We start from the raw sequence: 22,561 nt of genomic DNA on the forward strand, positions 1-22,561 counted from the left end.
CCAACATCTTGTGGCTGTGTCTCGACCGCACACTGGTGTCCGTGGACAATGATGCAAAATGGCACCGCTTTATCCACGAAAACGCCTCATTTTGCCCGTTAACCTTAACCATTCCTTGCTGACCGAAACGAAAGAAGGCAAAAATTGGGCGAAATTGAGGCAATACGCCATAACTGGCGGAATCAAATTGGGAAAAGAGCGCGGCATCGCATCGCGGTCGACCACTTTGAAGGGGATTGGACAGTGCTTAACCGCATTCTAGGTGCCATTGTGCGCGCGGCTTTGGTCGTGTCGTTAATCGTGTGGCCATCGGTGTTTTTACCGAATGTGTCAGGTGACTCTGCACAGGTCATCGCCCTTATTGCGCTGTTCGGCGCCGCTTTGACTTTTTTCGAATATGTCTCCGCGTACCCCGGTCTCGTCGAGTTTCGCGATGCGCCACCGTTCAACCGTATCCGCTTCGGCTCGCTTTATGCGACCGTGATTTTACTCACCGTGATTATGCAGGGCACTGTCAATCCTTCGGTTCTTAGCGTTCTTGTCACCGCCATTGGCGGCTTGATCGGCTATGTGATGGACTTTCCGTTTTCGCCTGTGCGCCTGATTATTCTTGTCTTGCCGTCTGATATGCCGCTCGAACAGGTCGCCTTGGTGCGCGTTGCCGCCGGTATGAGCTATCTGATTTCTCTGGTCTCCCTGTGTGTGTTCTATATCGCGCTGCGGTTGGGCAATTGGCCCGCTAAAAACGGCACGTTCAATGTCTGGATCAACCTGCCGACCTTTGACCCGACAGCGGGTGGCGATGTGGTTGCACGCCTTACGCGCGATGCCCGCCTCAACATCATTTTGGGTTTTCTCTTGCCGTTTTTGATCCCCGCAGTGCTAAAGTCGGCCGCAACGCTCTTTGGCACCATCACTGTGGAGAATTACCAATCGCTTATCTGGGCCGTATCCGCGTGGGCCTTCTTGCCCGCCTCGCTGTTCATGCGCGGGATCGCGATGGGGCGTGTTGCCGACATGATTTCCGACAAGCGCCGTCAAACCTACGCCAAGGCAGATCTCGACCACCAACCCGCCTGATCCTGTCTGTGGTATTGGCGGCTTGCGGTTTTGCCGCCCATGCCCAAGACACGGTTCGGGTCGCGATGTGGGATGTTGGTCTGACCCGTGACGGTCCCGGTCTCTTGCTCAAAGATATATTTGAAAAAGACGCTCCTGACGTTTTGGCGGCCCGTGAACACATCCTGTCCAATGCTCCCGATATCCTGTTGCTCGCCGGTTTTGATACTGATTTCGACGGCGTAACGGCAAAGGCCTTTGCCGATTTCGTGGACGGCGGATATGCCTACACGTTTTCAACCGTAGGCAATGCGGGCGTGCCATCCACCTTTGATCTGGACCGTGACGGGAGATCGGGCGAGCCGGAGGATGCGTGGGCCTACGGCGATTTTCGCGGGGATGGTGGTTTGGCGATACTGTCCAAACTCCCCATTCAATATGATGCGATCCGCACGCTCACTGACCTGCGATGGACCGAGTTGCCCCGAACGCGGATGCCCCGTTCCTACTTCGACCCCGATGCGGCCGCTGCCCATCCGCTATCCTCGCATGGCCACTGGATTGTTCCGGTCAACAGGGGCGGCGGGGCGCAGATTGACCTCTTGGCGTTCAAGGCCGCGACACCGGTGTTTGACGGCCCCGAGGATCGAAACGGGCGGCGCAATGCGGATGAAATTGCTCTGTGGCGACATTATGTAGATGGCGCTTTACCTCTCAAGCCGAGGAGGCCGTTTGTTATCGTTGGCAACGCCAACCTCGACCCCGTGGACGGGGAGGGGCGGCATGGTGAGATCATTGCGCTGCTCAATCATCCGGCCGTGCAAGACCCTATGCCGGCATCGCCGCATGGTGGGGATATCGCCAACCCCGAACATCACGGTGATCCCCGCTTCGACACCGTGGACTGGCGCGACCCTGAGCCAGGAAACCTGCGTGTGGATTATGTGCTGCCATCGACTGATCTCTCCGTGGCGGACAGCGGTATCGCATGGGTGGAAAAGGCCAAGGGGGCGGTCTTTGCCCACGGCCTTGTTTGGGTTGATCTCGCGCCAGTTCCTTGACCTTAGGGCGCAGCTCGGCTACGCGAAACCAACGCTTGCAAGACAAGGAAAAAACGACATGAGCAACCCATCCATCCTCATTCTCCCCGGTGACGGGATCGGCCCGGAAGTCATGGCCGAAGTGGTCAAGGTCATCGACTGGTACGGCGACAAACGTGGCCTCAAATTCGACGTCACCCACGATCTCGTTGGCGGCGCGGCGTATGACGCACATGGCGCCCCGATCAGCGACGAGACAATGGCCAAAGCGCAGTCGGTCGACGCTGTTTTGCTCGGCGCTGTTGGTGGTCCGAAATACGATAATCTCGATTTCTCGGTAAAGCCCGAACGCGGCCTTTTGCGCCTGCGCAAGGAAATGGACCTCTTTGCCAACCTGCGCCCCGCGCAGTGCTTTGACGCGCTCGCCGATTTCTCGTCACTCAAGAAAGACATCGTGGCAGGCCTCGACATTATGATCGTGCGCGAATTGACCTCGGGCATCTATTTCGGAGAGCCGCGCGGCATCATCACCGAGAACAACGAGCGGGTTGGTATCAACACGCAACGCTACACCGAGAGCGAGATCGAACGTGCCGCCCGCGCTGCATTCGAACTTGCCATGAAGCGCAACAAAAAACTGTGCTCGATGGAAAAAGCCAACGTGATGGAATCGGGTATCTTGTGGCGTGATATCGTCACTGAGGTGTCTGTTGATTACCCCGAGGTCGAGCTGTCGCATATGTATGCCGACAACGGTGCGATGCAGCTCGTGCGTGCGCCCAAGCAGTTCGACGTGATCGTCACCGATAACCTGTTCGGTGATATCCTGTCCGATTGTGCGGCGATGCTCACCGGATCGCTTGGCATGTTGCCCTCCGCCTCACTTGGTGCGCCGATGGAAAATGGCCGCCCCAAAGCGATGTACGAGCCGGTTCACGGGTCCGCCCCTGACATCGCGGGACAAGGCAAAGCGAACCCGATTGCCTGTGTGTTGTCCTTTGCGATGGCGCTGCGCTATTCGTTCAACGAGGGCGATGACGCGACCCGTTTGGAAAGTGCTATCGAGAAAGTTCTGGCCGATGGTGTGCGCACCGCGGATCTGGCCGGTGAAGAGGGTGTGACACCTGTGTCCACCTCCGAGATGGGTGATAAAATCATCGCGGCGCTTGACGCCTCACTCTGATTTCAGCGGCTTTGAATTAGAAAGGGCGCCCGTTGTGGCGCCTTTTTTTGACTGGTTGCGGGCAAAGCCATCAGTCAAAAATGTCAAAAACATCTTCGGCCATATCCTTGAGATAATAGGCAATTCCACGCTTTTTCTTTTTACGTTTCGTCTTGTTTTTGCTCGGGCGCGGTGTCTTGTGAGATGTCTGGCTGCGCTTTCCCGTCACGGTAAAGGGATCAACGACATGATCCACCCGCAGGGCCTTCATCCGCGATAAAGGGGCCGCGCAGGCGGAGCATTTCAATTCGTGGCGCGTCCCCGTCGACAAGGTCAAAACCGTCTGTGATCCGCAATAGCAACATGTGCCTGTTTTATGTGTTCGATGCATATCCTCTATGTGGGGTGTGCGCGATCTGAGGCAAGGGAGTGTTTGCGTCAAACCGTCACGCATGATTAGTGTGAGGTCAATCGCACCTATCGGAACTATGCTTATGAATTTGTCTGGCGTCTTTTATGCACTTATCGCTTTTGCCGTTTTTGCGACCCACGACGCGGTGATCAAGCATCTCGGTGCAAGCTTTTCGCCCTTCCAGATGATTTTCTTTACGACGCTGTTCTCCTTTCCCCTCGTCACATTCATGCTGATGCGCGACAAGAATAGCGGCCACCTGCGACCGGTGCATCCGTGGTGGACCCTTGCACGGACGACCGCCGCGACGATCAACGCAATTGGGGCCTTCTACGCCTTTTCCGTTCTGCCCTTGGCACAGGTCTATGCCATTCTGTTTGCCTCGCCGCTTATCATTACCATCCTGTCGATCCCCGTTTTGGGCGAGCGCGTCGGGTTTCACCGTTGGGCCGCCGTTATTGTCGGCCTGATTGGTGTGATCGTCGTTCTGCGCCCTGGTGGAACCGAGCTTACACTCGGTCACCTCGCCGCGCTGTCGTGCGCGTTCTTTGGCGCATTCGCCTCGATCGTTGTGCGCAAAGTGGGTCGTGAGGAGAGAACCGTTGTGTTCCTGCTCTATCCGATGGTCGCGAATTTCGTCATTATGGGCGCGCTTATGACGCTTGATTATAAACCGCTTCCTTTGGCGGACCTTGGCGGGATCGCCATGATCTCGCTGTTCGGGTTTACGGGCGGGGTGCTTTTGATCGGAGCCTATAAGGCGTCAGAGGCGGCAATCGTAGCGCCGATGCAATATTCCCAAATCATCTGGGCCACAATTTTCGGCTATCTGTTTTTTGATGAAAAACTCGACGGTCAAACCATTATCGGTGCGGGGATTATTATCCTGTCTGGCATGTACATCGTATTCCGCGAGTCGCGCAGCGGGACATCGACAAACACGCCCGTTCTGCGAACACGCTCGCGGGGCGGATCGGCCGCCTCGTTCCGGATTTCACCATTCCTGCGCCGTAACAAAGAACGCTGAGGCCCGTCGAGAGAACGGACCTCTTTGCACCTTAGCGCAAATGCCCCATCAGGGTTTGGGACGGGTAGCCGTCAGGCGTGACGCCAATCGAGCGCTGAAAGTCGCGGATCGCATTGATCGTGTTTGGTCCGATGATGCCGTCAACCTTATCGTCCAAGAACCCTTTGCGCTTGAGAATGCGCTGCATCTGTTTTTTCTCTTTGAATGATAACGGATTGTACCCACGGGGCCATGAGGCCTGAATCGGGTCGCCGCCTTTAAGACGGTCGGACAAATGCCCGACGCCAATGACATAGGCGTCCGCCTTGTTGTAGCGCTCAATCACCGCGAAGTTGTCAAAGATCATAAATGCCGCGCCTTGTGCGCCTGCGGGCAACAGGATCGAGGCACGTCCGTAATTCGGCACGGGCTTGCCATCCGTGCCAACCACGCCGATCGCGCCCCACTCGGATGGATCACGCATGTTGTCACGCCGTGCAGAACTGTAATCAAATCCGGAGGGGAGGCGGACCTCGACGCCCCATGGTTGGCCTTTGTTCCATCCGTGACGCGCCAGATAGGCCGCCGTGGAGGCGAGTGCATCGGTGGGGTCATTGGACCAGATGTCACGTTTGCCATCGCCATCGCCATCGACAGCAAAGGCCAGAAAAGAGGTGGGGATGAACTGTGTGTGGCCCATGGCCCCTGCCCAACTGCCGGTCATATTGCGCGGTGTGGTGTCGCCGGATTGCAGGATTTGCAGCGCCGCGATGAGTTGCGCCTCAAAGAAACGGCCACGCCGTCCATCGTAGGCCAGTGTTGCGAGAGCTTCGATAATCGGGATGTCGCCGCGTGTTGCGCCATACGCGCTTTCCAATCCCCAAATCGCCGCCACGACGTGTTTGTCCACTCCGAACCGGGATTCGATTCCGTTCAGAATAGCCGCGTGTTTGCGCATCGCGGCTTGGCCATTTTTGACCCGTGTGGGTGAGGCTGCACTATCGAGATAATCCCAAATCTGCTTTGTAAACTCGGACTGGTTGCGGTCTTTGGCAATCACGCCTGCGTTGTAGCCGATCCCCGAAAAAGCGCGGTTCAATACGGTCTGGGATATGCCTTCGCGTGCCGCGCGGGTTTTGAAGGCGTCAATCCAGCGGTCAAATCCGGCGTTCGAGGTCGTTGAGGCAGTGTGCAAAAGTGAAGTCTCCATCGAGAGGGAACGCGGTGTGGAAACACCGATGGTTTGTGCGGCCGCGGTTTGGGCGCCCATTGCGAAAACCACACCAACAGCCAAAGCAGTTTTAAGCATCATTTGTCACTCTATCCCCGTTAAAAACTGTGAAAACCGTACCTTGAAATATCGCGAACCAGAATGGCTATCCTGTAGCTTGGCAACTTTCCGCTAGGGGCATCTTAATGACGGCGGCGTGAGACCTTTTTGCGCAATTTATCTTGCTTGGCTTTGTTTTTGCCGTGCTTGCGGGATCTGAATTTTGATGCCCCTCTGCGCGGTGCGCTTGGCATGGTGGCGCCATCGGCTTGTAACAATTCCAATTCCAAGCCACCTGTGACGGGACTTGCATCGGCAATCTTGACCAAGACCTTTTGCCCGATGGCGAGCGTGATACCCGTGTCCGCTCCCATAAGCGTCTGGCGCTCGGGGTCAAACACGAAAAACTCCCGCCCGATGGAGCGCACCGGCACCAAGCCATCCGCACCTGTCTCATCCAGTTTTACGAAGAGGCCGAACTTCTGGATGCCCGAAATGTGACCGTCAAGTTCGTCGCCAATCCGTTCGCTGAGATAGGATGCAAGGTAGCGATCCGTGGTGTCGCGCTCGGCGGTCATGGAGCGGCGCTCGGTCTCGGAGATATGTTTGGCCGTTTCTGCGAGGCGCTCGGTCTCTTCGGGTGACATGCCATCTTTTCCCCACCCGTGTGCGGAGATCAACGCGCGGTGGACGATCAGATCGGAGTAGCGGCGAATGGGCGATGTGAAATGCGCATAGGAACGCAACGCCAGACCAAAGTGGCCAAAGTTTTCGGGATGGTAGTAGGCCTGTGTCATGGAGCGCAGCGTGGAGATGTTGATCAGGTCGTCCTGATCTGTACCCTCCGCCTGTGCAAGCAACCGGTTGAGGTGGGAGGTGTGAAGCACTTGCCCCTTGGCCAAGGTGAAGCCGGATGCCCCCGCGATCTCGCGCAGCGCATCCAGTTTTTCGTCCGAAGGTTCCTCGTGAACCCGGTAAAGAAGGGGGCGATTGCGGTGAAACAGCTCCTCGGCGGCCGAGACATTGGCCAAAACCATGAACTCTTCGATCAGTTTGTGTGCATCAAAGCGTTGCGCGAGATTGATCGATTTGACCTTACCGTCATCGCCCAAGACGATTTTGCGTTCGGGTAGATCAAGTTCAAGAGGTTGGCGCAGGGCGCGGGCCTGTTTGAGCGCGTCATAGGCTGCATAGAGCGGGTTGATGACCGTCTCCATCAGGGGCGCACATTTGTCGTTGGGTGCGCCATCGCGCGCCTGTTGGACTTCGGCGTAGTTCAGCGACGCCGCAGAGCGCATCAATCCACGTACGAAGACATGTTTGAGCTTTTGCCCCCCCGCGTCGATGGTCATTTTCACGGCAAGACAGGCGCGTGGAACGGCTTCGTGTAGGGAACACAGATCACCCGACAGACGGTCGGGGAGCATTGGTACCACGCGGTCAGGGAAATAGGACGAGTTCCCCCGCTTCCAAGCCTCACGGTCAAGCTCCGACCCGGGTGTCACGTAATGCGCCACATCCGCAATCGCGACCCAAAGGATAAAGCCGCCCTTATTTTTCGGATCCGTGTCTAACTCGGCCCAAATCGCATCATCGCGGTCCCGCGCGTCGACGGGATCAATGGTGACAAGCGGCACGTCACGTAGATCTTCGCGCCCTTTGAGATCGGCGGGTGTTGCGGCATCGGCTTCTGCAATAACGTCGTCGGGAAAATCGTCAGGGATACCCAGTTGATGAATGGCGATGAGGGACACGGCGCGCGGTGCGGTTGGATCTCCGAGGCGCGTTATAACGCGTGCAAGCGGCAGGCCCATACGACCGGCGGGGCCTGCCTGTTCGGCCTCGACCAATTCGCCGTCTTTCGCGCCGCCCTCATTGCCCGCTTTGACAAGCCAGTCTTTGTTGGAGCCTTTGTCGATCGGCAAAATACGCCCGCCCTCGGCGGATTTACGGAACACGCCCAATACCTTGTGTGGGTTGGAGCCGATTTTGCGGATCAAACGACCTTGGTACTGATGATCTTCGCCTTTGATTTCCTGAAGCTTGGCGAGAATTTTTTCACCTTCGCCCAGAGCGGGATCGCCCTCGCGCAAAACCATGAGGATGCGCGGTGCAGTCCCTTCGCCAGACCATTCCAACGGACGTGCAAACAGATCACCATCGGCATCGGGGGCCAAGACCGCCAAAACGGAAACAGGCGGAAGCTTGTCTGGATCGCGGTACGTTTTACGCCGCTTGGTGAGGTGGCCCTCGTTTTCCAGTTCCTTCAGGATGCGCTTGAGATCAATGCGCGCAGCACCTTTGATGCCGAACGCTTTCGCGATGTCGCGCTTTGATGTCTGGGTCGGGTTTTCGGAAATCCAGTTTTGAATTTCGTCTTTTGTTGGAATTTTGCTCATGAGGCACGCTACCACGGCCCATTTGAACGCACCATGACAAAGGCGTGTCAGGCCCGAGCGTTTTCTCGCTGCCATGATAGCAAATCATCGAGGGTATCAATGTCGTTGAGGGATCGCCCTATGTGCCACGATAAATCGGGCGCAGTTGCGACGGTATCAGCCCGTGCAAAACGGGAGGACCACCGGACATTTTTCATAAATCCCGAGGGCAGGGCGCGGGTATTTTTCACCCCGACAAGCCAGTAGCCGCCGTCGGGCGAGGGGCCAATGGTCGCACTATGCGACCCTAATCCGGCAAAAGCCGCTGCAATGTCATCGGGTCGGATTGCGGGAATATCAGAACCGATGATGCAAACGGGCGCAGGGGAAAAGGTCCGAAGGAGCCGCGCCATACGCATACCCAAATCACCGCGCCCCTGGGCGATACGCGGAATATGCGCGGGCCAAATGCGGCTTGTCAGACCCTCCCCGTCGGGGGATACCGCAAGGATCAGGTCCCACTTCGGGCTGCGAAGGCGGCGAATGGTGCGCAAGGTTTCGTGCCGATACCAATGGGCGGCCTCTATATACCCGATCTCGCGTCCGAGCCGCGTTTTTACACGACCCGGATGCGGTTCTTTGACCATGAGAACGAGCTTTTTCCTCAAAGGGCGCGGACCATATCGTGGTGGGGAATGCCGCCGTCCATGTATTCGCCACCGACCACGGAAAACCCCAATCCTTCGTAGAATGCGATCGCGTGGTTCTGGGCTCCGAGTTTGGCCTGTGTGATGTGCGGGCGTGCGTGCAGGTCCTGTAAACACGCCTCTATCAAACGCTTGCCAAGGCCCGTGCCGCGGTGGGATTTCACCACACAGACGCGCCCGATTTTCCCAATGCTGCCGACCTCGTAAACGCGGGCCGTTCCTACATTGTTGCCATGTGTATCACACGCCAGAAAATGCACCGACACAGGGTCGAGATCGTCAAGCTCTTCGTCGGCCGGAACCTTTTGCTCGTGGACAAATACGTCAAACCGAAGTGCCAGACAGGCATCGATATCTGTGGTTTTTGAAATCAGAATGGTCATGCGAAATAGTCTCTAATCAGGCGTGAGTAGATGCTTTTGAGCTGTGTGATTTGCTCGGTTGGTACATGTTCATCGACTTGGTGCATGGTCTTTCCGACCAGACCGAACTCGACCACGGGGCAATGCTTTTGGATAAACCGGGCATCCGATGTTCCGCCCGATGTTGACAGTTCGGGCGTGACGCCTGTTTCGGCGGTAACGGCGGCGGATAGCATTGCGACAAAGGGGCCGGGTTCGGTGACGAAACTTTCGCCCGAAATCGTGACACGCAGGGAAAAATCAATGCCTGTGTCTTCGGCCATCCTTGCGGCCTTCGCCTCCAACCATTTGGTGAGTCCCTCGCCTGTGTGGGCGTCATTGAACCGGATGTTGACGGTTGCCTGACACTCATTCGGAATCACATTTGTCGCGGGGTTGCCCGTATCGAATGTCGTCGCCACAAGGGTCGATGCGTCAAAATGCGCGGTGCCTTGGTCCAAGCTGTGGTTGGACAATTGGTCGATCAGGCGGGCCATTGCGGGCACAGGGTTTCTGGCGCGGTGCGGGTAGGCGGCGTGGCCCTGAATACCCTTTGCGGTGAAGTAAGCGGTAAGCGATCCGCGGCGTCCGATTTTCATCATTTCGCCCATTGTGTTCGGGCATGTTGGCTCGCCCACAAGGCAATCTGTCATGCGCTCGCCATTGGCATCCATCCAGTCGAGAAGCGCCACAGTGCCGTCCGTTGCATCGCCCTCTTCGTCGCCTGTGATGGCGATGGCAATCGAGCCGCTTTCAGGCGGGGTTCGGGTCACAAAATCAACCGCGGAGGCGACAAAACACGCCACGCCGGTTTTCATATCGGTTGCCCCGCGCCCCCACAAAATACCGTCTGATATTTCGCCGCCAAAAGGTGCGTGGGTCCATGCGGCGGCATCGCCGATAGGGACGACATCCGTGTGGCCGTTGAACCCCAATGTCCGTTCTGATTTGTCGCCCCATCGTGCAAACAGGTTGGCGGTGCCATTGCGATCGACGCGCGTACAGTGAAAGCCCGCGTTGGATAAAACGCGCTCAAGCAATTGCAGCGCCCCACCCTCAACGGGTGTCACGGATTCACAGCGGATGAGGTCGGCGGAAAGTTGGATCGGATCAAGTGTCATATGCGGCTCCCTGTCGGTCCAACAGGGTTAGCGCGGCGGGCGCGGGATGACAAATGCAAGTTGGCGTCGACAGGGTAAGAGTACGGGTCGAGGACCATAGCCCTCGGCCCAACTATTTTTCGTCGTCGAAAAACGGCGTCATCTGCGCGACGATGACCGAGTTTTCGTCAAGGGCGCGTTGCATCAACGCGCGTTCGTCATCGGCAATGTCGTGACCTTCGGCGAGGCGCTCATCAAGCGTGCCATAGCCCGTCACATCCAATGGTGCCACGTCAGCGGTTTTGAGAACGGCGACGGTTTCACGCACGGCTTCGGCCTCGTCTACGCCCGAGGCGTAGATCATCAGGGCGCCACCTGTGGCCCCCTTGGGCAGGCCGTCCCCCTCCTTGCGTCCGATCTGGACGAGGAGGGTGTAGACCTTTTGCCGTGATGGCTTTTTCTTTGGCGCGTCAGTCACGGAGCAACTCGTTGATCCCGGTTTTCGAGCGGGTGCGCTCGTCAACACGCTTTACGATCACGGCACAGTACAGATGCACGCCGTTTTTCGAGGGCATCGATCCTGCGACAACAACCGAATAGGGCGGTACTTCGCCGTACATCACTTCGCCTGTTTCACGGTCGAGGATCTTGGTGGACTGGCCGATAAAGACCCCCATGCCAAGTACGGAACCTTCGCGGACGATACAGCCCTCGACCACTTCGGAGCGCGCCCCGATGAAGCAATTGTCCTCGATGATGGTCGGACTTGCCTGCATGGGCTCCAGAACCCCGCCAATGCCGACGCCGCCCGAAAGGTGGACGTTTTTACCAATCTGGGCGCAGGAGCCAACAGTGGCCCATGTGTCGACCATGGTGCCTTCGCCGACGTGTGCGCCCAGGTTCACGAAAGAGGGCATAAGAACAACGCCGGGGGCGATGTAGGCGGATTTGCGGACAACGCAGTTGGGAACAGCGCGGAAGCCCGCGGTTTTCCACTCGGCCTCACCCCAGCCTTTGAACTTGCTGTCGACTTTGTCCCACCAGCCAGAGCCTTGTGGGCCGCCGTCGTGCAGTTCCATGTCTTTGATACGGAACCCGAGAAGAACGGCCTTTTTTGCCCACTGGTTGACGTGCCAGTCACCGTTTTCCATCTTTTCGGCAACGCGCAATGTCCCGCTGTCGAGTGCGTTCAGCGTGTCCTCGATCGCGTCACGGGTCTCGCCTTTGGTGGCGGATGTGATGGTGTCACGGGCATCCCATGCGGATTCGATGGCGGTTTCAAGCTGTGCGTTGGACATGTGTCTCTCCCGGGTGTCATGGAATATCTGTTGCAGGTGGCTATAGTGTGTGCGACGCGCTTTCGCAACGCGAGAGCGTATCCCGCGACAATCGAAACGCATGAAAATAAAGTGAGGCCCTGATGTCCGACGCCCCCGAGCAATCCAACCGCCGCCATCCGCTACGAGACAGTCACATGGATATGGAGTCGGCGCGCCAGACACCGGACACGCCACAAACCCGTGCGCCTGCGTATAAATTGGCGTTTTCGGATATGGATTTCATGTGCCGTGACGAATTGCGCCCTGTCCGGCTACAGCTTGAATTGCTCAAGCCCGAGATGATGATGGCGGAATATGGCGTCGAAAGCACCATCGTGATGTTTGGTGGCGCGCGTATTCCTGAGCCGTCCAAAAAAGGCACGGCCAAGACCAAAACCTTGGCAGATCTGTCGAAATACTATGACGAAGCACGGACCTTTGCGCGGCTGATGACGGAGCGGGCCAAAAAGAATGGCCACCGCGAGGACGTGATCGTCACTGGTGGCGGTCCGGGTGTGATGGAGGCGGGCAACCGTGGTGCGGTCGATGCGGGCGGCGTCTCGATCGGCCTCAATATTGTGTTGCCGCATGAACAGGCCCCGAACGAATACGTGACGCCGGACCTGTGTTTTAATTTCCACTACTTCGCAATTCGCAAAATGCACTTTCTCATGCGTGCCAAAGCTTTGGCTGTTTTCCCCGGCGGGTTCGGGACGTTGGACGAGATGTTCGAAACCCTGACCCTGATCCAAACAGGTCGTATGAACCGCATTCCTGTTGTGCTGTTCGGCGGTGAGTTCTGGAAAAAGATCATTAACTGGGATGCTTTGGCCGATGCAGGAACGATTTCGCGTGATGATCTTGACCTGTTCCGCTTTGTCGAGACGGCGGAGGAGGCTATCGCGGCAATTGATGCGTGGGGCAATGGCGAGGGCCGCCGTGACGCCCTTCCCGGGCGGTAATCGCAGGCGCGTGGATCAGAGGGCTTCGAGTTGGTCCTTGTTGCCCTCGATCACAACGGCGGTATGGCGTAGACCCATGCGGTCCTTCATGTAGCGTTCCATCGCCATATCCTGAAGCAGGCCTCCGATCGTGTCGCCTTTTTGACGCGCGATAAGGTGCATCAACTCGACAGTGGTTTTGGGCAAAAAGAGTGTAATCTGTTCCATGGGAACCTCGTTGGTGTTGGGGTTAACGGGGGGGGCGGATTTTGCGCGGCGTGGCAAAGGGCGCCCCGAATTGGCGCGAGAGCCTGACATAGGGATACCCGAGGTCTTTGGTGGCGCAAATCACGCGCCCGTCAGCTGTGCCAAGGGACAGGTTTCCGCCATGTAAAACCAAGTCATAGCCACGCGTCCGCAGCGTTTTGCGCAACCCGTCCCATGTGTCAGAACGGGCAAAGTCATGGTGGAGCCATGCGGCAAGTGTATGGGCCTTCATCGGGAGGGGCGGGGTAAGGACGGGCACACCCGAAGCGCCACAGACACCTGTGGCGTCTGTCGCCCGGGCATGGCGCGGCCTTCTGTTGTTCCCGATTCTGATCTGTTGCGATTCCATACGGGTAGGATGGACCCGCGTGGTTAAAGCGCCGTTACCGAGATCCTAAGGGGCTCTTAACTGCCGCTTTCCGCTTCGATCTGGGCGCGGGATTTACGGGCGCGCTCGGTGGCCGATTTGAGCTGTCCACAGGCCGCCATGATGTCCTCGCCGCGCGGGGTACGGATAGGCGAGGCATAGCCCGCAGCCATCAAAATCCGTGCAAAGGCATGGATGCGGTTGTTGGATGAACGCGTGTAGGGTGCGCCGGGCCATTCGTTGAACGGGATCAGGTTTACCTTTGACGGAATGCCGTCGAGCAGTTTCACCAAACGGTGCGCATCTTCGTCGCTGTCATTGACGCCATTGAGCATCACGTACTCAAAGGTGATCCGCTCGGAATTGGATGCCTTGGGATATTCGCGCAGCGCCTCCAACAGGGCCTCGATGTTCCAACGCTTGTTGATCGGCACCAACCTGTCGCGGGTGTCATCCTCGGTCGCGTGGAACGACACGGCCAACAGGCATCCGATCTCTTTCGCGGTGCGGTGGATTTCGGGGACAACGCCGGAGGTCGACAGTGTAATGCGACGACGGCCAAGGGCGATGCCCTCGCCATCCATGACGATCTTCATCGCGTCGCGCACGTTCTCGAAATTGTAGAGCGGCTCACCCATGCCCATCAATACAACGTTGGACAGCAAACGGGCCTCGCCCTCGTTGTGCGACCCTTTTTCGGGCCACTCGCCAAGGTCGTCCCGCGCCATCATCACCTGTCCGACAATTTCGGCGGGGGTGAGGTTGCGTACCAGTTTCTGGGTGCCTGTGTGACAGAACGAACAGGTGAGCGTACAGCCAACTTGCGATGAGATGCACAGCGTGCCGCGGCTCTCCTCGGGGATGTAGACCACCTCAACCTCGTGACCGCCATTGATGCGCACGAGATATTTACGGGTGCCGTCATCGGAGACCTGTTTGGAGATCACTTCGGGAATGCGCACCTCAAAGGACCCGGAAAGCTCTGTGCGCAGTGCCTTTGACAAGTTCGTCATGTCGTCAAAGTCACGCACACCCCATTGGTAGATCCATTGCCAGATCTGACCCACGCGCATTTTGGCCTGTTTTTCGGGCGTGCCATGTTCGATCAGGAGATCGCGAATTTGGCTGCGCGTCAGACCGACAAGGTTGATTTTGCCTGTGCTGCCGTCGCCGTCTTTGCGCGGAATGGTCAAAACGTCCTGCGTGATGGGTGCGCTGGGTTCCATGATATATCTCTTTGTCGAGGTGAACTGGCTGCGGTTCCTATAGGATTCTTTCGCCCAAAGGAACCCGTCGCAAAAAGGCCCCGCCGTTACAGCGAGGCCCGAATGGGGTGCGTGTCACCGTGCGGGCTTAGCCGCCACAGCGTTTCGCGGCATCTTCAACCGAGGCGGTAAAGCCCAAAAGCGAAAAAGTGTCTTTGGTGTAGGTGCCGCGTGCCGAATGCCCCGACAGGGTTGCGGCGGCGCCGCGTTTCATTGCGGCAACGATTTTCGCGTCATCCTCGGGTGTTACGGCCCATGCGGTTTCGTTCTCGGTGAAGAGCGCAAAATTTGTCCCGCCGATTTCCAGTGTCACTTCGGAGCCGCCGGCAAACGGATATCCGCCCGCAAAGGACACCTGACCTTTGATCCCGTTCGAGGGAGCGTAGGACACAAACATAAGGATTTCACCGCGGCGCACGGATTTGATGCGGCCCGAGCTATCGGTATTCACGGTCTCTTTGGGTTTCGAGACGGCCCAACATTGTGATCCCTCTTGGAACACGTACCAGTCGGTGTTGGACGCCACCTGATTGCTGCTCTCTTGTGCAAATGCGGCTGTTGCAGCCATTGCAAACACGGCACCAAGGACGATTTTCTTAAGGGATTGGAACATTGATTTTTCGCTGCCTCTAGCTATCTCGGCCCGTTACCTTTACGCCTCCGCTGTCTTTAGCTGCGGTTTAGTGCGTGGTGGACCCGTTACAAACTCAATTTGCACAGTAACGTATAACGGTCAAATTGGGAAAGACCTGTTGGCAGAAATTCGCTGAAACGTGATTTGGAGAGATTTGAGATGACAGACCGTGTTGTGGAGATGGTGGATGTCTGGCGTGGACCCGTGGCCGAGAGCCGCCATACGGGCCTTGCCGTGGTGTGTAATGCCGCCGGAGAGGTAATCGACGGGTGGGGCGATCTGGACACCGTGATCCTGCCACGCTCGGCGGTCAAGATGATCCAGGCCTTGCCTCTTGTGGCATCGGGCGCTGCGGATGCGGCGGGGCTGACGGTTGATCAACTGGCGTTTTCGTGTGCGTCGCACAATGGCGACAAGATCCATACCGACAAAGCGCGGGCATGGCTTGGTGCGTTGGACCTGTCCGATGATGATCTGATTTGTGGCATTCAGGAGCCGATGGGCAAACAGTCCCGCCGTGCCTTGATCAAGGCCGATGAAACCCCGTGCCGTGTCCACAACAACTGCTCGGGCAAGCATTGCGGCTTTCTGACCCTGACCAAACACCTCGGTGCGGGGCCTGATTATGTGCATCCCGACCATCCCGTGCAAAAGGCCGCGTTGGAGGCCTTTGAGACGGTGACAGGGGAAACGTCGCCGGGGTTCGGGATCGACGGATGTTCGGCGCCCAACTTTGCCACGTCCATGCGCGGACTTGGTCGGGCGATGGGCTACTTTGCGGGGGCGCGCGAGGATGGTGATGCCTTGTCGCAGGCGGCATTGCGTCTGCACCAGGTCATGCGCACCCATCCCGATCTGGTTGCGGGTGAGGGGCGGGCCTGTACCGAACTGATGCGTGCCGCCAAAGGCAAAGTGACGATCAAAACCGGCGCCGAAGGGGTGTTTACCGCGATTTTGCCGGAGAAAGGCTTGGGTGTGGCTCTCAAAATCACCGATGGGGCCACCCGTGCCTCGGAATGTGTGATTGCGGGGCTGTTGGTGAAATTGGGTGCTCTCGATGCCAATGATCCGGTCGTTCGCAAATATCTCAATCCGGAGATCAAAAACTTTGCGGGTCTTGTCACGGGCGAGATCAAACTTGCGGCGGGCTTTCCCGTCTGACCGTTAGACCAGATCCCAAAGTAGTTTCAACGCGAGAATGGTCGAGACCACGACCAACACGGGACGGATGAGTTTCGCCCCGATGCGGGAGGCAAGCGTCGAGCCGACGTAGGCCCCCGCAACCTGTGCCGCCCCCATCGCCAAGCCAAGCATCCAGAACGGCTTGGCCACCAACAAGAACCCCGTGAGCCCCCCGACGTTGGAGGCAAAGTTGAGGAGCTTGGTGTGGGCGGTGGCCTTCAGGATGCCGTAGCCCGCGAGGGTGACAAACCCGATCATGAAAAACGCGCCTGTCCCGGGACCGATGAGGCCATCGTAAAACCCGATCAGCGGCACAAAGGCGACTGTAAACAACAGCGGCGTGATGCGTTGCACGCGGTCCACATCATCAAGCCCCTTTTTGAATGCGAAAAACAATGCCACGCCGATGAGCAACACAGGCAAGCCCAAGCGGATCACATCGGTGGGAAGCGATGACGCAAACAAAGCGCCGATCAGGGCGCCGGCAAATGAGATCAGCGCGGCGACCCATTGGCGGCGCACATCCACGTAACCCGCCCGCGCGTAGTTGACCGCCGCCATGCCCGACCCGAACAACGCCTGAACCTTGTTCGTGGCGAGGGCCGTGACGGGGGGAATGCCCGCGAGCATCAAGGCAGGCACGGTGATCAACCCGCCCCCACCCGCGATGGAGTCGATGAACCCCGCGGCAAAGGCGGCAGCGATCAGAATAAATAACAGGTCGCCGGAGACCTCGAACATCATGCGGATGTGCCTACGAATTCGTCTTTGGCGTAGCCTTGGATATAGAGCAATGCGGTCAGGTCGCCGTGGTTGATGCGGATGTCGCATTCGGCGGCAACGGAGGGTTTCGCGTGCAGTGCCACGCCCGCGCCCGCAATCCCGAGCATGCCCAGATCGTTGGCCCCGTCCCCCACTGCCATCACGTCATCGTGGGACAGGCCAAGGCGGGCGGTGATCTCTTTGAGGGCGGTGACTTTCGCCTCGCGACCCAAGATCGGCAGGCCCGGTTTGCCGACGAGTTTGCCGTCCTCGACCAACAGCGTGTTGGCGCGGTTCTCATCAAACCCGAGCGCTTCGGCGACATAGCCGGTGAAGGCGGTGAACCCCCCCGACACGAGTGCGGCGTAGGCGCCGTGCGCCTTCATCGTGGCAAGCAATTCACGCCCACCGGGCATAACGGTAATGCGCTCGGTGATGACCTGTTGGATCACGGTTTCGGGCAAGTCTTTGAGCAGGCCCACGCGTTCTGTCAGCGCCCCGTCGAAATCCAGTTCGCCGTTCATGGCCTTGGCCGTGATTGCCTTGACGTGATCGCCCACGCCCGCCACATCGGCCAGTTCGTCAATGCATTCCTGTTCAATCATTGTGCTGTCCATGTCGGCCAGCAACATCTTTTTGCGCCGCCCCTCTGCGGGCAAAACGATCAGGTCGATCCCTTGGGTTTGCAGCGCTTCCCACACGTCCCACCGGTTGAGCGGCATGTCGGTGACGGGAAACTCGGCGGCCTCTCCCGTGGCGAGCCATTGCGCATCGCCACCGCCCCACGCATTGCGCAGCGATTCGACCGCTTCGCGCGACAAGGACGGGTTGGCGGGGTCGGTCAAAAGGGTGACGGCATACATAGGGGCAAGGTCTCCGAAGGGGCATAGGGGGCTGCGATCACGGCACAGGCATGGCGTTGCCCCCCCCTGTTAATAGCGCACTTACCAATGGGCAACTATTTTGCCATCCGCGCGAAGAAGTCATTGCCAGATACCCGCAAAGAGCATAAATGCGGCGGCGGGACACCTCTCCCCAACGAGAGGCTTATATCTGGAAGGATACCAGCAATGGCTATTCAAGCTCCGGCCACGCGGCCGGCTAACCCGCGTTTTTCGTCCGGCCCCTGTGCCAAAATCCCTACATTTTCGCTCGATCTGCTGTCTGATGCGCCTCTTGGCCGCTCACACCGTGCAGCTGTTGGCAAATCCAAGCTTTTGGCCGCCATCGAGACGACCCGCGATATTCTGGGCATCCCCGCAGACTACAAAATCGGCATCGTTCCCGGCTCTGATACGGGCGCGGTCGAAATGGCCATGTGGTCGCTTCTGGGTGCGCGCAAAGCAACCATGGTGGCATGGGAATCTTTCGGTTCCGGTTGGGTCACGGATGTCGTGAAACAGCTCAAGATCGACGCCGAGGTCAAAACCGCTGACTACGGTCAGATCGTTGATTTTGCCGACGTGGATTTCAACACCGACGTTGTGTTCACATGGAACGGCACCACCTCTGGCGTGCGCGTCCCGAACGGTGACAAAATCCCCGCCGACCGCGAGGGTCTGACCATCTGTGACGCCACCTCCGCGGCGTTTGCGATGGACCTGCCGTGGGACAAACTCGACGTGACCACCTTCTCGTGGCAAAAAGTCCTTGGCGGCGAAGCGGCACACGGCATCATCGTGCTGTCCCCGCGTGCCGTCGAGCGCCTTGAAAACTACACGCCCGCATGGCCTCTGCCAAAGATTTTCCGCATGACCAAAGGCGGCAAACTCATCGACGGTATTTTCAAAGGCGAGACCATCAACACGCCTTCCATGTTGGCGGTCGAGGATTACCTCGTGGCTCTCGAGTGGGCGAAATCCATCGGTGGCCTCAAAGGTATGATTGCCCGCGCTGATGCCAATACGGCTGTGATTTCTGCCTTTGTTGACGCGCATGACTGGATCGAATTCCTTGCGGATGATCCTGCGATCCGGTCGAACACATCGGTTTGTCTCAAGTTCACCGACGCGCGTATCACCGACGGTGCCGTGTTCGCCAAAGCCGTTGCAAAACGTCTTGAGGCCGAAGGTGTCGCGCTCGATATCGGCGCCTACCGCGATGCTCCTGCGGGTCTTCGGATCTGGTGTGGCTCCACGGTTGAAACGTCCGATATCGAGGCATTGATGCCTTGGTTGAACTGGGCGTTCGAGGCCGAAATCGCCGCCCAATAGGGGTGTCGGCCCCGCGTCGGCTTTCTGTCGGACTTTTGTCGGGCAAACGGTCAGCCTGACGCGGGCGTTGCATCCGGATATTTTCGCGGGCGGTAGCGCCCGCGACCTTCCCAATCCAAATTCATTCGATCCAAGGAGTGTGCCAATGGCCCCCAAAGTACTCGTATCCGACAGCCTGTCCGAAACCGCCGTCCAGATTTTCCGCGACCGTGGCATCGAGGTTGATTTCGAACCATCGCTTGGTAAAGACAAAGACGCGCTTGCCGCCGTGATCGGCAAATACGACGGTCTTGCAATCCGGTCCGCAACCAAAGTCACCGCCGCTTTGCTTGAACATGCCACCAACCTCAAAGTTGTGGCACGCGCAGGTATCGGCACCGACAACGTCGACAAGGAAGCCTCGTCGAAAAAAGGCGTGATCGTCATGAACACGCCATTCGGCAACATGATCACCACAGCCGAGCACGCCATCGCGATGATGTTCGCCGTTGCCCGTCAAATCCCCGAAGCGTCCGCATCCACGCACGCCGGCAAGTGGGAGAAATCCAAATTCATGGGGGTCGAGCTGACCGCGAAAACGCTCGGCGTGATCGGCGCGGGCAACATCGGCGGCATCGTGTGCGACCGTGCGCGTGGCCTGAAAATGAAAGTGATCGCCTACGATCCCTATCTGTCCGAAGAACGCGCCATTGAAATGGGTGTCGAGAAAGTCGAGCTTGATGTGCTTCTGGCCCGCGCCGACTTCATCACGCTGCACGTGCCGTTGACCGACAGCACCCGCAACATCCTGTCGGCTGAAAATCTGGCCAAAACCAAAAAAGGCGTGCGCATTGTCAACTGTGCGCGCGGTGGTCTGATCGACGAAGAGGCCTTGGCCGAATTGCTCAAATCGGGTCACGTCGCGGGGGCCGCTCTTGACGTGTTCGCTGTTGAGCCTGCGACAGAAAACGTGTTGTTCGGTCTGCCGAATGTTGTCTGCACACCGCACCTTGGTGCGTCCACCTCGGAAGCTCAGGAAAACGTGGCGCTGCAAGTGGCCGAGCAAATGTCCAACTACCTGCTCGACGGCGCTGTCGAGAACGCGCTCAACATGCCGTCCATGACCGCCGAAGAAGCCAAGATCATGGGCCCATGGGTTACTTTGGCGGAGAACCTCGGTTCCTTTATCGGTCAGGTTACCGATGAAGCGATCAAGGAAATCAACGTCACATTCGACGGTGTGGCCGCCGAGATGAACCTCAAAGCGCTTGAAGCCGCGGTTGTTGCGGGCATCATGCAGGCCTCTAACCCTGACGTGAACATGGTGTCCGCACCTGTGATCGCCAAAGAGCGCGGCATCCAGATTTCCAAAACCACCCAGGACGCAACAGGTACGTTTGACGGCTATATCAAGCTCGACATCCAGACTGTTGAAAAATACCGCACCATTGCGGGGACAGTGTTCTCGGACGGCAAGCCACGGTTCATCCAGATCAAAGGCATCACCATCGACTCCGAAGTGGGCGAGCACATGCTCTACACCACCAACCAGGACGTTCCCGGTATCCTTGGGAAACTCGGCACGCTTCTGGCCGAGCACGATGAAAACATCGCCAACTTCACCTTGGGCCGTGCGGCACCGGGCGGCGATGCCATCGCTGTGACCTTCCTCGACACACCGATCAAAGCCACGACAGTGAAGGCGCTCAAAGACAGCGGGCTGTTCCAACACGTCCGCCCATTGCACTTCAAAGCGTAAATCAACACGCGATTGAGAATGAGAAGGCCGCCCGATCGGGGCGGCCTTTTTCGTTGCGGCCTTTTCGCCAAGGCAGAACAGGTCGCCATGCACGATATTTGTGGGGGGTGCTGTCCTTGGCGCCCGGATAATAGCCGGGCCTATAGAGGCACCCCTGCATTGTCGCGGCGCCCACGTGGGTCGAGTGATCGCACAACTGCCGCGCCATGTCGGTGCCATCCATGTTGTCGATATCGGTGGACAGTTGGCGGATCTCGTCCTCGGGTTCGTAGTCGAGGATCCGGCGCACAGGGTCAAAGCGATCGTTTTCGTAGAACTGTTGGTAGAGGCGGTAGAGCCATTCGGAGCGGTACAGTTTGGCGTCACGGCGATAGGTCATCAGGGCCATAACCGCGCCGATGACGATGACGCTTGTTTGGGCCCACTTTCTAAATTGATCCAATAATTTTGTCGCCCCACCTTTCCATTCCGCTCCAGAAAACCATAGTAGTGTTACGGGCGGATGCAGTCATCCGCATGACGGATCAAAGGACATATTATGCGCATTTACGCGATCGGCGATATTCACGGACAACTCGACATGCTCAAAGCCGCCCATGCGCGGATCGAGGCGGACAAGGCGCGGGTCGGGGATGCGGATGCGCAGATCGTTCACCTTGGCGATTACACGGATCGTGGCCCTGACAGTCGGGGCGTCATTCAATACCTCAAGGACGGTGTTGAACGCGGGGCGCCGTGGGTGTTGATCCGTGGCAATCACGACCGCATGTTCACGCGCTTTGCCCGGTTCGGCATTGCCCACGATGACCGGATCAAATCGGGCCTGTCATGGCTCGACCCGCGTCTGGGTGGGCAAACCACGCTTGCCTCCTACGGGGTTGCGTCCGAGGACGGGGCGTTCGAGGTGGCCCATATGCGGGCGAAAAAGGCCGTGCCTGAGGATCATCTGACCTTTCTGGAGACGCTTCCGCTGACGTATCAGTGGGAGGGCTATTTGTTCGTTCATGCAGGGATCGACCCCAAGCGTGCCTTGGAGGACCAGGACGAGGATGACCTCATCTGGATTCGCGAAGGATGGCTCGATTTTCACGGACAGCTGCCGTTCACGGTGGTCCACGGCCATACGGCCATTGACGCGCCATCGCATTTCGGCAACCGCATCGACATCGATACGGGCGCGGGATACGGCCACCCGATGACGACACTGGTGATCGAAAACGGTCACGAAGAAGTGGTCACCGCAACGGGTCGCGTGCCGCTCGAACATATCAAAGCGTAGGCCAAAACCCGATCCCGAACGGTTTTCGAGAAATTTTCCCTATTCGGTTAAGCAATTTT

At 58.0% G+C, this 22,561-nt stretch carries 24 protein-coding genes; 9 read left to right on the top strand and 15 right to left on the bottom strand.

What is annotated here, in order from left to right:
- Positions 1–243: 243 nt before the first annotated feature.
- From ACN0Q0_RS04895 to leuB, 3 genes are all read left to right on the top strand, one after another.
- The gene (locus ACN0Q0_RS04895; protein WP_417242249.1) at positions 244–1,080 is read left to right on the top strand and encodes a hypothetical protein; all 837 of its coding nucleotides are present in this window, start codon (positions 244–246) and stop codon (positions 1,078–1,080) included.
- Positions 1,081–1,145: 65 nt separating this feature from the next.
- On the top strand, positions 1,146–2,120 hold the full coding sequence (locus ACN0Q0_RS04900; RefSeq protein ID WP_417242250.1) for an endonuclease/exonuclease/phosphatase family protein: 975 nt from the start codon (positions 1,146–1,148) through the stop codon (positions 2,118–2,120).
- A gap of 58 nt (positions 2,121–2,178) precedes the next feature.
- The gene (gene leuB, locus ACN0Q0_RS04905; RefSeq protein ID WP_417242251.1) at positions 2,179–3,282 is read left to right on the top strand and encodes a 3-isopropylmalate dehydrogenase; all 1,104 of its coding nucleotides are present in this window, start codon (positions 2,179–2,181) and stop codon (positions 3,280–3,282) included.
- 70 nt (positions 3,283–3,352) lie between these two features.
- Here leuB and ACN0Q0_RS04910 read toward each other — a convergent pair whose 3' ends face one another.
- Positions 3,353–3,652 carry a hypothetical protein gene (locus ACN0Q0_RS04910; RefSeq protein ID WP_417242252.1) on the bottom strand — a complete coding sequence of 100 codons (300 nt, stop codon included), beginning with the start codon at positions 3,650–3,652 and terminating at the stop codon, positions 3,353–3,355.
- Positions 3,653–3,749: 97 nt separating this feature from the next.
- Here ACN0Q0_RS04910 and ACN0Q0_RS04915 point away from each other — a divergent pair, with 97 nt between their 5' ends.
- On the top strand, positions 3,750–4,700 hold the full coding sequence (locus tag ACN0Q0_RS04915; protein ID WP_417242253.1) for a DMT family transporter: 951 nt from the start codon (positions 3,750–3,752) through the stop codon (positions 4,698–4,700).
- A 31-nt stretch (positions 4,701–4,731) separates the two neighbouring features.
- On the opposite strand, the gene ACN0Q0_RS04920 is transcribed toward ACN0Q0_RS04915, so the two are convergent.
- From ACN0Q0_RS04920 to dapD, 7 genes are all read right to left on the bottom strand, one after another.
- Positions 4,732–5,991 carry a lytic murein transglycosylase gene (locus ACN0Q0_RS04920; RefSeq protein ID WP_417242254.1) on the bottom strand — a complete coding sequence of 420 codons (1,260 nt, stop codon included), beginning with the start codon at positions 5,989–5,991 and terminating at the stop codon, positions 4,732–4,734.
- 101 nt (positions 5,992–6,092) lie between these two features.
- The gene (rnr, locus tag ACN0Q0_RS04925) at positions 6,093–8,348 is read right to left on the bottom strand and encodes a ribonuclease R (RefSeq protein ID WP_417242255.1); all 2,256 of its coding nucleotides are present in this window, start codon (positions 8,346–8,348) and stop codon (positions 6,093–6,095) included.
- Positions 8,349–8,395: 47 nt separating this feature from the next.
- Positions 8,396–8,974: a TIGR04282 family arsenosugar biosynthesis glycosyltransferase gene (locus ACN0Q0_RS04930; RefSeq protein ID WP_417242256.1), complete on the bottom strand. Its 579-nt coding sequence runs from the start codon at positions 8,972–8,974 to the stop codon at positions 8,396–8,398.
- Between the two features lie 17 nt (positions 8,975–8,991).
- On the bottom strand, positions 8,992–9,417 hold the full coding sequence (locus ACN0Q0_RS04935; RefSeq protein ID WP_417242257.1) for a GNAT family N-acetyltransferase: 426 nt from the start codon (positions 9,415–9,417) through the stop codon (positions 8,992–8,994).
- Positions 9,414–10,556, bottom strand: a complete 1,143-nt coding sequence (gene dapE / locus ACN0Q0_RS04940; protein ID WP_417242258.1) for a succinyl-diaminopimelate desuccinylase — start codon at positions 10,554–10,556, stop codon at positions 9,414–9,416. Before dapE ends, ACN0Q0_RS04935 begins: the two co-directional genes overlap by 4 nt.
- Before the next feature lie 112 nt (positions 10,557–10,668).
- A complete protein-coding gene (locus ACN0Q0_RS04945; protein WP_417242259.1) occupies positions 10,669–11,013 on the bottom strand; it encodes a hypothetical protein in 345 nt (114 codons plus the stop codon).
- Positions 11,006–11,833, bottom strand: coding sequence for a 2,3,4,5-tetrahydropyridine-2,6-dicarboxylate N-succinyltransferase (gene dapD, locus ACN0Q0_RS04950; protein ID WP_417242260.1), 828 nt, complete (start codon positions 11,831–11,833; stop codon positions 11,006–11,008). The genes ACN0Q0_RS04945 and dapD overlap by 8 nt, the downstream gene beginning before the upstream one ends.
- Before the next feature lie 122 nt (positions 11,834–11,955).
- Between dapD and ACN0Q0_RS04955 the strand changes: the two genes are divergently transcribed.
- On the top strand, positions 11,956–12,816 hold the full coding sequence (locus ACN0Q0_RS04955; protein ID WP_417242261.1) for a TIGR00730 family Rossman fold protein: 861 nt from the start codon (positions 11,956–11,958) through the stop codon (positions 12,814–12,816).
- A 15-nt stretch (positions 12,817–12,831) separates the two neighbouring features.
- Here ACN0Q0_RS04955 and ACN0Q0_RS04960 read toward each other — a convergent pair whose 3' ends face one another.
- The 4 genes from ACN0Q0_RS04960 to ACN0Q0_RS04975 all read right to left on the bottom strand — a co-directional run bounded on the left by ACN0Q0_RS04960 (position 12,832) and on the right by ACN0Q0_RS04975 (position 15,307).
- Positions 12,832–13,023 (bottom strand): hypothetical protein, encoded by a 192-nt coding sequence (locus tag ACN0Q0_RS04960; RefSeq protein WP_417242262.1) that lies wholly within the window; start codon positions 13,021–13,023, stop codon positions 12,832–12,834.
- A 22-nt stretch (positions 13,024–13,045) separates the two neighbouring features.
- Positions 13,046–13,321, bottom strand: coding sequence for a hypothetical protein (locus ACN0Q0_RS04965; RefSeq protein WP_417242263.1), 276 nt, complete (start codon positions 13,319–13,321; stop codon positions 13,046–13,048).
- A 146-nt stretch (positions 13,322–13,467) separates the two neighbouring features.
- Positions 13,468–14,655, bottom strand: a complete 1,188-nt coding sequence (gene rlmN, locus ACN0Q0_RS04970) for a 23S rRNA (adenine(2503)-C(2))-methyltransferase RlmN (RefSeq protein WP_417242264.1) — start codon at positions 14,653–14,655, stop codon at positions 13,468–13,470.
- A 127-nt stretch (positions 14,656–14,782) separates the two neighbouring features.
- Positions 14,783–15,307, bottom strand: coding sequence for an invasion associated locus B family protein (locus ACN0Q0_RS04975; protein ID WP_417242265.1), 525 nt, complete (start codon positions 15,305–15,307; stop codon positions 14,783–14,785).
- A gap of 180 nt (positions 15,308–15,487) precedes the next feature.
- On the opposite strand from ACN0Q0_RS04975, the gene ACN0Q0_RS04980 reads away from it, so the two are divergent.
- Entirely contained in the window at positions 15,488–16,489 is a 1,002-nt protein-coding gene (locus ACN0Q0_RS04980; protein ID WP_417242266.1) for an asparaginase, read from the top strand.
- 3 nt (positions 16,490–16,492) lie between these two features.
- Here the strand turns inward: ACN0Q0_RS04980 and ACN0Q0_RS04985 are convergent, their stop codons facing one another.
- Both ACN0Q0_RS04985 and serB read right to left on the bottom strand, forming a co-directional pair.
- Positions 16,493–17,251: a TSUP family transporter gene (locus tag ACN0Q0_RS04985; protein WP_417242451.1), complete on the bottom strand. Its 759-nt coding sequence runs from the start codon at positions 17,249–17,251 to the stop codon at positions 16,493–16,495.
- Complete coding sequence (gene serB / locus ACN0Q0_RS04990) at positions 17,251–18,135, bottom strand: phosphoserine phosphatase SerB (RefSeq protein ID WP_417242267.1); 885 nt, start codon at positions 18,133–18,135, stop codon at positions 17,251–17,253. The genes ACN0Q0_RS04985 and serB overlap by 1 nt, the downstream gene beginning before the upstream one ends.
- 207 nt (positions 18,136–18,342) lie before the next feature.
- On the opposite strand from serB, the gene ACN0Q0_RS04995 reads away from it, so the two are divergent.
- Together ACN0Q0_RS04995 and serA are read left to right on the top strand one after the other, a co-directional pair.
- Positions 18,343–19,485 (top strand): phosphoserine transaminase, encoded by a 1,143-nt coding sequence (locus ACN0Q0_RS04995; RefSeq protein ID WP_417242268.1) that lies wholly within the window; start codon positions 18,343–18,345, stop codon positions 19,483–19,485.
- A 145-nt stretch (positions 19,486–19,630) separates the two neighbouring features.
- Positions 19,631–21,223 (top strand): phosphoglycerate dehydrogenase, encoded by a 1,593-nt coding sequence (serA, locus tag ACN0Q0_RS05000; RefSeq protein ID WP_417242269.1) that lies wholly within the window; start codon positions 19,631–19,633, stop codon positions 21,221–21,223.
- A gap of 1 nt (position 21,224) precedes the next feature.
- Here serA and ACN0Q0_RS05005 read toward each other — a convergent pair whose 3' ends face one another.
- Entirely contained in the window at positions 21,225–21,611 is a 387-nt protein-coding gene (locus ACN0Q0_RS05005; RefSeq protein WP_417242270.1) for a hypothetical protein, read from the bottom strand.
- A gap of 150 nt (positions 21,612–21,761) precedes the next feature.
- Between ACN0Q0_RS05005 and ACN0Q0_RS05010 the strand changes: the two genes are divergently transcribed.
- A complete protein-coding gene (locus tag ACN0Q0_RS05010; protein WP_417242271.1) occupies positions 21,762–22,502 on the top strand; it encodes a metallophosphoesterase family protein in 741 nt (246 codons plus the stop codon).
- The last annotated feature ends 59 nt before the right edge of the window (positions 22,503–22,561 follow it).

It is taken from the genome of Celeribacter sp. (genome assembly GCF_048259695.1).
Lineage (GTDB): Bacteria > Pseudomonadota > Alphaproteobacteria > Rhodobacterales > Rhodobacteraceae > Celeribacter.